This is a genomic window from Streptomyces sp. 15-116A, from assembly GCF_025290915.1.
In the GTDB taxonomy this organism is placed as follows: domain Bacteria; phylum Actinomycetota; class Actinomycetes; order Streptomycetales; family Streptomycetaceae; genus Streptomyces.
The window spans coordinates 1-9,256 of record NZ_JAOCQE010000258.1 but is presented as its reverse complement, the minus strand read 5'-3'; the positions used below and the strand labels follow the sequence as shown (position 1 = coordinate 9,256).

Here is a 9,256-nt window from a genome sequence, read left to right as displayed (position 1 = left end):
GGGGCCGGTGCGGCCGCAGGGCACCGACGTGGCAGGCGAGCCGCAGCAGCCGCCGCACCTTGTCGTCGACGGCCGCCTCGGGCACCCGGCCCTCCTCGACCGCCCGGAGCAGCGCGTCGCCCCAGGGGCCCTAGGGGCCCGGCATCACCAGGTCCAGCGCCGCGCGGGCGGTCGCCTCGGTGGACCGGGCGGCCCCCCAGTCGGAGACGACGACGCCGTCGAACCCCCACTCGGTCTTCAGCGGGTCCGCCAGCAGCTCACCGGCCGTCATGGTCGTGCCGTTGACGCTGTTGTAGGCCGCCATCACCAGCCGGATCCCGGCCCGTACGGCGGCCTCGAAGGGCGCTAGGTACACCTCCCGCAGGGCCCGCTCGGACAGGCGTACGTCCACGGTCAGCCGGTCGGTCTCGGAGTCGTTGGCGACGTAGTGCTTGGCCGTCGCGGCCACCCCGTGGGCCTGGATGCCGCGGATCAGCGCGGCGCCGGTGCGCCCGGTCAGCTCGGGGTCCTCGGAGAAGCACTCGAAGTGGCGGCCGCCCAGCGGGCTCCGGTGCAGATTGAGCGTGGGGGCCAGCACGACGTCGGCGCCCTTGCGGGCCGCCTCCGCGGCCAGGAGACCCCCGAGCCGCTCCGCCAGACCCTCGTCCCACGTCGCCGCGAGAGCGGACGCGCAGGGCAGCACGGCCGAGGTGCGCCGCTCGTCCCAGGCGTCCCCGCGGACGCCCGCTGGGCCGTCCGACAGCAGCATCCGGCGCAGGCCGACGCTCTCCTCCCCCGCGGTGCGCCAGGTCGTCGCGCCGGTGAGCAGGCGCACCTTCCGCTCCAGGTCCAGCTCCCGGAGGAGCCGGCCGAGCGCCTCGTCGTTCATGCGGTGTTCCGTCTCTCGTCGTGCGGGGCGAGGGGCCCGGCCGTCCGCGGTCGGCGGGTGACCGGGCCCCGGTGACAGGATCGGGCGGCGGCCCGCGCGGCCGGCGAAGACCGCGCGGGGTGCCGGATCAGGGCAGCCGGTGGTCCGCGTTCAGGACGGCGCCGCGCTCCGGGTGGTTCTGGTCGTAGCCGCGTGTGTCGCACTGGAGGCCGCCCACGATGCAGTGGTCGACCAGCGCCTTGAGGGTGCGCTCCTCCCAGGCGTTGAAGAAGTCGTAGTGGAAGGAGTAGCCGCGTCCGCTGGCGAGGCGCACGTCGCTCATGTCGCCGTTGACCGGCCAGGCCATCTTGAACTCGATCATCGGTACGGCCACCGGATGGGAGGCCGGGCACATGTTGTCGTTGGTGCCGGGTTTGACGACGGGGTACGCCATGTGGCTCTTGTGGTCGGGTGTGTCGAGGTGCTTGCCGTCCCAGCAGCTGGGCGCCTGGAAGCGGAGGTTGAGCTGGACGTCGGGCCGGCTCGGACAGTTCGCGGGGATGTCGGTGTTGAAGAAGCTGTCACCGCACTCCCAGCCCTCGACGAAACCCTTGTGCGCGCGGAACTCCTGGGCGCTCTGCGTCGGATCGCCGACGACGTACCGCAGTCCCCTCGGGAAGGGCCGCACGCTGGTGTAGTCGGTGACGCCGGACTTGTAGTAGATGACCTGCGGGCCGACCGGGAGGATCTTCTCGTCGCCCTTGTACAGGGACGGCATCCAGTACGCGGAGGCGTCGGCCGGGGCGAGGCAGGTGGTGGCGCCGCCGTAGAGGCCGGCCGTCGTACTGCCCGCGTGCGTCGACCTGTTGCCCATGAACGTGTGGTCGTGGGACCGGCCGGGCTGGCCCGGGTAGACGATCGGGTCGTCCGGCGCGGTGTGCGTGACGGAGCAGTTGGCCTGGAACTCCTTGTGGTAGCGGTTCGGTGGCGTGGCGTCGGAGGGGGTGACGCCGGTGACGGGCGGGACGGCCGGTATGTATCCGTCGCCGTCGGGGTCGTCGGCGGACGCCCGGGTCGACACGGCCATGGTGTGCCCGGTGTGCGCGCCCGTCGTCGCGGTGGGGGCGCGGTCGGCCCCGGCGGCCGTGGCGACCGCGCCGACGCCGAGCGTGCTCGCGAGCAGGGCGGTGCCGATCAGCAGGGTGGAGAGTGTCGAGCGAGGTCTCATGGGGCCTCCTGCCCTCTGAGGTTCCTGGTGGGGGGGACGGTGTACGCGGGGCGCCCGGCGGGCGGCCGGGCGCCGCGCGCCGTCAGCTGTAGATCCCGAACTCGTGCAGCGAGTAGCCCCAGCCGGTGCCACGCGCCGTCAGATGCAGCCGTACGTGACGGGCCGTCGCCGCCGCGTCGATCGTGTCCACGTCGCCGTCGCCGGAGGTCGTGGCGTGGATCGTGCGCCAGTTCGTGCCGTTGTCGGAGACCTGGACCTCGTACGCCTTGGCGTACGCCGGGTCCCAGACGAGCTGCAGCTTGCGGAACGCCGTCGCGGATCCCAGGTCGACCTGGATCCACTGCGGGTCGCTCCAGTCGCTCGCCCACCGCGTGTCGGCCCTGCCGTCCGTCGCCTTCACGGGCTCGCAGGGGCAGTCGCCGTACGACTGCTGGAAGGACGATGCGGTGGTGGGCTTGTTCAGGGCCAGGTTCGTCCCGCCGACGGGCGGGGCGACGACCTTCACCGACTTGGTCTCGATACCGGCGTTGCCGCGTCCGTCCTCGGCCTGGAGGTACACCTTCCACACGCCGAGCTTCTCGGGTGCCTTCACCGCGAAGGTGCCGGTGCCCGTGGTCCGCCAGCTCGCGTCGATCAGACGCTTGTCTCCGTTGGCGTAGTTCCCGCTGAGGTACACCTTGTAGGTGATCGGGTCGCCCTCGGGGTCGCGGACGTTCGCGCGCACGGTGAACTCGCCGCCCGCCGGGGCCGACGAGGCGGGACTGACGCTCATGTCGGTGATGACGGGCGGGGTGTTGTCGCCTGCCGTCGACCCGGCGTAGGCCCGCTTGACCGCGTAGTAGGAGAGCCGCTTCAGGCCGTCCGGCACGAGGTTGAACCAGACGCCGCCGAAGTCGTGCTCGACGCCGTAGTGGAAGAGGGTGGCGCCCAGGGCGACTCCGTCGTGGCCGGTGACGCAGTCCCATGCCTTGGTGTAGCCCTCGGCCTTCTGCACGTCGGTCGGTTCGTCGGGCACGCCGTTGGCGTCGTCCGGCACCTCCCACTCACCGGCGGGGCCGCCCTCGGTGATGATGTACGGCTTGGTGTAGCCGCCCTCCTCCCAGTCCTCCTGGACGTTGCAGATGTCGCCGTAGGAGTTCATCGAGTACAGGTCGAGGTCGGGCGCGTTGCGCTTGTAGTAGGGCCAGGCGCCCGTCCACGCGTCGGTCGAGGTGACCGGGTGGTCGGCGTCGATGCTGTGGATCTTCTTGGCGACGTCGTTGACGAAGCTCGTGTACGCGTTGCGCTGTGCCTCCAACTCGGCGCCGCTGTAACAGTTCTGGAGGCCGAGCACCGACTCGTTGCCCACGTTCCACATGAGCGTCGCCGGGTGGTTCTTGTACTCCTCCACCCACTTGGCGAACTCGGTGAGCATGGTGTTCTTGTACGTGGTGTCGGTGACGTAGTTGACGCAGCCGCCGGAGCCGGGGCCGCCGCCGGGCTGGAGCCAGAAGCCGTTGACGACCCGGATGCCGTGGGCCGCGGCGCTGTCGAGCAGCGGCTTGGTGCCGCCGTCGGTGCCCCAGGTGCGGATGGTGTTGACGCCCATGGACTTCACATCGGGCATGTACTTGGGGGCGTCCGCGATGGCGGGCCCCCAGGTCAGGCCCTTGACGGTGTACGGCTGGCCGCCCACGGTCAGTTGCCAGTCACCTTGTGAGCCGGTGACTTTGACGGCTCCCCCGGGGGAGGGCGTGCCGCCCGTCTCGCCGTACACCTGGAACTCCCAGAGCGAGTAGCCGTAGCCGCCGGCCCGCTCGGTGCCGAGCATGCGCACAAAGCGGCCCGCGCCGGAGACGGCGATCTCGTCCGTACCGCCGTCACCGCCGGTCACGGTCTTGAGCGTGTTCCAGTCCGTGCCATTGTCGGACGCCTGGATCTGATAGCTCTTTCCGTACGCGGCCTCCCAGGTCAGGACGACACGGCTGAGGTCGTGGCGCTGTCCGAGGTCGACCTGGAGCCACTGCGGGTCGCTCCACTGGCTGGCCCAGCGCGTACCGGTGAGATTGCCGTCCACGGCGGCCGAGGCGGCGAACGCGGCTCCTTCCTGGGAGGAGGCGGTGGCGGTCCTGCCCTGCGACAGCAGCGTCTCGGCCGCCCGGGCGGGTGGTGCGGTCAGGACGAGGGACGAGGCGGCGAGTGTGCCCAGGGCGAGCAGCGCTAAGGCTGGTCTTCGAGGGGAGAGGGCTGAGAACACGGCTTTCTCCTGGCTGTTCGTGGGGGTGTGCGTCGTCGGTGAGCGGTCCGGTCAGGGGAAGGACACGGCTCAGGGCAAGGACACGGCTCAGGGGGAGGACAAGCCTCAGGGGAAGGACACGACGGTGGACGGCACGGTCGAGGTGCCGCCGGGTTCCGTCGAGGCGCCCGTGTCGTTGATGACGTGGTGGTAGTGGCCCATGCCGCCGAGGGAGACCACGAGCAGGCTGTGGAACTTCACGCCCGGCTTGACCGGCGTCTTGAAGCCGTGGTCCTGGCGGATCGACGGATCGACGTTGTAGTTGCAGTAACTGCCCAGGCCCCACGCCTCGTGGGTGTCCACCGAGTCGTCGACGCGGTAGGCGGCGTAGCCCTTCGTCGAACCGTTCTGGATCGCGGCCTGGTTGGGGGCGTCGTACGCCTTCTCGTTCTGGTAGAAGATCGTCCGGCCGCGTTCGCCGTACCACTCGACGTCGTACTTGTTGAAGTGCTCGACGAACAGGCCGGTGGCCAGGACGTCGTCGCCGTTGACGCGGACGCCGTAGTCGGCGCGGTTGGTCTCCCAGCCGACGCCCTCGCCGTGGTCGGCGCGCCACACCCAGGTGTGGTCGATGATCGTGTCGTGGCTGTTGACGACCATGCTGGTGGTCGCCTTGCCGGGGCCCGCGCCGCCGATGCGGATGTAGACGTCCTGCACGGTGGTGGGGTTCGCCGCGTGGTCGGCGGACGCACCCGCGGGGCCGATCTCCAGCAGGGTCGGGGAGTTGACGGGTCCGGCGTCGATGAGGAAGCCGGCGAGGCGGACGCCGTCGACGTCGGCGACCTTCATCGCGGTCACCCCGTTGTCCGGGATGATCGTGGCGAGCCCGAGGCCCAGCACGATGGTGCCGGCGCGGTCGATGTCGATCGTCCGGTCGACGTGATAGACGCCCGGCGTGAACAGCAGGTGCAGGCCCTGGTCGACGGCCGCGTTGATGGTGGCGGCGGTGGCGCCGGGCTTGACGACGTAGAACTTGCTCAGCGGGATCGACTCGCCCTGCGGGGTGCCGCTCCCCCAGGTGGTGCCGCGCGCGTTGGTGCGCTTGGCGGGCGCGAAGACCTTGTACTCGTTTCCGTCGAGGTAGAGGAACGGCTTCTCGCGGGAGATCGGGGTGGTCTCCAGCGTGGTGTAGCGCGGCTCGGGGAAGCTGGTCGCGGGAGCGCCCTGGACACCGGAGAACACCTGGTTCCAGACGCTGTTGGACCAGCCGCCGATGGAGCTGTCGCGGGTGTACCACTGCTGCTGCGAGTAGTTGCCGACCTGACCGTCGATCCTGCTGTCGGCGATGTAGCCGCCGCTGGCCCAGCCGTAGCCGTTGGGCGCGAGGTTGAGGCCGCCCTTGACGTGCATCCGGCGGAACGAGGAGGCCTGGGACACCGCCCAGCGGTTGGTGCCGTTCACCGGGTTCACGGCGAGGTTCTCCGCGCCGCGCCAGAAGTTCTGGGTGGCGTTGCCGTTGAACCAGCCCGCGTCGACGGTGATGTCACCGTTGATGGTCGTGTCGTCGGGGTTCAGGCCGAGGCCGAGGATCTGGGTGTAGAAGCCGATCTGGGCGTTGAGGTTGTTGTACGTGCCCGGCTTGAACAGGAAGGCGTGCCGGCCCGAGCCGAACTGCGCCGACTCCTGCTCCTTGAACACCTGGTCCAGCTTGGCCTGGATGCCGGGCGTGGACGGGTCGAAGACGTGCACGTTGGGGCCCAGGTCCCCGCCGCCGGGCAGCGTGGGTCCCGGGTGGTCGCCGGTGGTGCCGTAGACCTTGAACTCCCAGAGTGAGTAGCCGTATGGGGTGGCGCGGGCCGTGCCGTACACGCGCACGTAGCGGGCCGTCCCGGAGACGTCGACGGTCTCGGTGCCGCCGGCGCCGGCCGTGGTCGAGTGGACGGTCGACCAGTCGGTGCCGTTCTGCGAGATCTCGATCCGGTACGCCTTCGCGTACGCGGCCTCCCAGCGCAGCTCGACCTGGCTGAGCGCGGCCGACCGGCCGAGGTCGACGCGAATCCACTGCGGGTCCGAGGCCGCGCTGGACCACCGGGTGCCGTTGTCGCCGTCGACGGCGGCGGTGGCGGGGGTGCCGTAGTGCTCCTGGCTGGAGGCGGTGACCGGCTTGCCCTGGGAGAGCAGCGCGGGCGCCGCCTCGGCCCGGGCGGCGGGGACGAAGGTGATGAGGGCGGCGGCCAGTGCGGTGACCAGCATGCCGGTCAGAGTGCGGGTCAGGGTGCGGCGGGGGGCTCTTCGGGGCGGTGCGGGAGGGATGCCGACTGCGGGCATGACGAACTCCTCGAAGCCTGCGGACAGTTGGGGAGCGCACTCGGGCGCTCGGTGGAACCCTGCCCGCCGCCGCGAGGCACGGTCAATAATCCTGCACGGCTTTTCTTTAGTCTTTCATTAAGTACCGGGAGGTGTGGGGACGGGAACGGATCCCATGGCGACACGGCAGGGGCGGCCCGGATCGGCAGACCCGCTCACAAGCGGATGATGACGAGGGCGATGTCGTCGGCCGCGCCGTCGGCGACGTCGAGGGCGGCCAGGAGGGCGTCGGCCAGCCGGCTCGGTGCGAGGGCCGTGCGCTGGGCCAGGGCGGTGGTCAGGCGGGCCAGGCCTTCGTCGATGTCCTCGCCGCGCCGCTCGATGAGACCGTCCGTGTAGAGCACGAGGGTGTCGCCCGGCGTGAACGGCAGGCCGGCCTGTGGGCGGGGCACGTGGTGCGGGCGGGCGCCGAGCGGCGGGTCGGTGGCCTTGTCCAGCAGCTCGCAGCTCCCGTCGGGGTGGAGCAGGACGGGTGGCGGATGCCCTGCGTTGCTGTAGATGATCAGCCGGCTGCGGGTGTCGATGAGGACCTTGACCGCGGTGGCGGCCGTCGCGCCGTCGAGGGAACGGGCGTACAGGCCGAGGATCTCCAGGGCCTGTGCGGGGCTGGGGATGGCACGGATGACCGCGCTCAGCGCACTGCGCAGCATGCCCATGACCGCCGCCGCGCGCAGTCCGTGGCCCACGACGTCCCCGACCGCCGCGGCGTAACGGTCCGGGGGCAGGTCGACGACGTCGTACCAGTCGCCGCACACGTTGAGCGAGGTGGCCGCGGGCAGGTAGCGCACGGCGATGGTGTCGCGGTGCCGGTCCAGGTCGGGCACGGAGAGCATCGCCCCCTGGAGGGTGACGGCGACCTGCCGCTCCCTGGCGTGCGCCTCACGCAGTTCCTGGTTCAGCCGGGACAGCTCGCGGGCCCGCACATACAGCTCGGCCGCCATGCCCTTCTCCCGGTCGGTGAACGCGTCGGTGAGCTCACCCACCCGCCGGGACAGGACGAAGGCGGTGACGTCCTCGGCCCGCTGCACGATCCACTTCACCGTGCCGTCCGGCCCGCGGAGCGGCGTGTGGATCTCCGACCACCACCGCTCCTCGAACTCGCCCGGCCGGCCGGGAGAGGTCATGTCGTGCCGCTGCAGCACCAGGGTGTCCGGCCGTCCGGTGTCCAGCACCCGCAGCAGCGACTCCCTCGGACTGCGCTGCTCGTCGTCCAGGACACCGGGATTCTCCGGCAGCGCGTCGAAGAAATGCCGGCCCACCAGGTCGTCTCGCGTCCGCCCGGTGGCCGTCAGGTAGGCGGGGTTGACATAGCGGATCACCAGGTCCGCGTCCAGCACCAGGTACGGGCTCGGGGTGGCGTCGAAGAACGCCGTGAAGTCGATGTCCGCCGTCATCACGGCCTGCTGTGCGTCACGTGCTCTCGGGCGGTCCGGCGAGCGCGACCGCCCACAGGACCACTGTAGGAGCCGTCCGGCGGCCTGGCCCGCCGGGAGGGTGCCGCGGGCGTGCACCGTTCGCCGCCTGTGCGGGAGCCGCGTCAGAGCGTCACGTCCTTCACCGGCCCCGGGGCAGCCACCGGACAGCCGCCGGGTTCGGGATGAGTCGCCGTACTCAGGCGTCCCGCCCGCCGGGCGGCTAGTCTGCGGCCCACCTGGACCGGGATCGTGCGAGGGAGGCGGAAGGGCATGCGGGGGGTCGGTGAGGTGGGTCGGCTGGAGGCGCTGAGGCCGGGCGACCCTCGGGAGATCAGCGGCTATCCGCTCTACGCCCGCATCGGCGAGGGCGGCATGGGCACGGTGTACCTCTCGCACACGCGCGGGAACCGTCCCCTCGCGCTGAAGGTCATCCGCCGCGAGTACGCCGAGGACCCGCAGTACCGCCGCCGTTTCGCCCAGGAGGCTCAGGCGGCCAGGACGGTCGCCGGGTACCACCTGGTCCCCGTCCTCGACTTCGACATCGACGCCGCACAACCCTGGATCGCCACCGCGTACCAGCCCGGCCTCCCCCTGGACGCCGTGCTCGACGCGCACGGACCGCTGCCGGTCGTCACCGCCCTGCAGATCACGGGGTGCATGGCCCGCGCCCTGCGCGCCGTGCACGAGGCCGGATACGTGCACCGGGACGTCAAACCCAGCAACGTCCTGATCGGCACGGACGGACCCTGGCTGATCGACTTCGGTATCGCCCGCTCCCCCGACACCACCAGCCTCACCGTCACCGGTGGGGTCATCGGCACGCCCCGCTTCATGTCGCCCGAGCAGGCGCGCGGCCGGGAACCCGGACCGGCCGGCGACGTGTTCGCCCTCGGTCTGCTGGCCGCCGTCACCGCGACCGGACGGCATCCCTACGGCGACGGCGCCGGAATGGGCATCGCCGCGCTGATCGCCGGGACCGATACGCATCCGCCCGCCCTCGACGCGTATCCCGAGCCCCTGTGCCGCGTCCTGCGGGCCACCCTCGCCGCCGACCCGGAGCAACGGCCCTCCGCCGCCGAGCTGGCGGCGCTGTGCGAGGAGGCGGCGGCGCCGCGTGCGCTGACCGACTTCGACGGATGGCTTCCCGCGCCGGTCGACGCGGCCGTGGCCGCGTCGGCGGAGGA

Annotated in this window: 5 protein-coding genes and 1 pseudogene; 1 reads left to right on the top strand and 5 read right to left on the bottom strand. The window is 71.3% G+C overall.

Translation table 11 applies throughout. The annotated features are described in order from the left end of the window. The 5 genes and pseudogenes from N4P33_RS28650 to N4P33_RS28630 form a co-directional block, all read right to left on the bottom strand. A pseudogene (locus N4P33_RS28650) lies at positions 1-949 on the bottom strand (glycoside hydrolase family 3 protein); the annotation flags it as partial. A 46-nt stretch (positions 950-995) separates the two neighbouring features. Beyond that, a complete protein-coding gene (locus N4P33_RS28645; RefSeq protein ID WP_260829750.1) occupies positions 996-2,075 on the bottom strand; it encodes a DUF1996 domain-containing protein in 1,080 nt (359 codons plus the stop codon). Between the two features lie 82 nt (positions 2,076-2,157). Then, positions 2,158-4,311: a discoidin domain-containing protein gene (locus N4P33_RS28640; protein WP_260829748.1), complete on the bottom strand. Its 2,154-nt coding sequence runs from the start codon at positions 4,309-4,311 to the stop codon at positions 2,158-2,160. A 105-nt stretch (positions 4,312-4,416) separates the two neighbouring features. Further along, positions 4,417-6,618 carry a discoidin domain-containing protein gene (locus N4P33_RS28635; RefSeq protein WP_260829747.1) on the bottom strand — a complete coding sequence of 734 codons (2,202 nt, stop codon included), beginning with the start codon at positions 6,616-6,618 and terminating at the stop codon, positions 4,417-4,419. Positions 6,619-6,812: 194 nt separating this feature from the next. Further along, positions 6,813-8,051 carry a PP2C family protein-serine/threonine phosphatase gene (locus N4P33_RS28630; protein WP_260829746.1) on the bottom strand — a complete coding sequence of 413 codons (1,239 nt, stop codon included), beginning with the start codon at positions 8,049-8,051 and terminating at the stop codon, positions 6,813-6,815. Between the two features lie 291 nt (positions 8,052-8,342). Here N4P33_RS28630 and N4P33_RS28625 point away from each other — a divergent pair. After that, a partial coding sequence (locus tag N4P33_RS28625) for a serine/threonine-protein kinase (RefSeq protein ID WP_260829745.1) occupies positions 8,343-9,256 on the top strand: 914 nt, incomplete at its 3' end.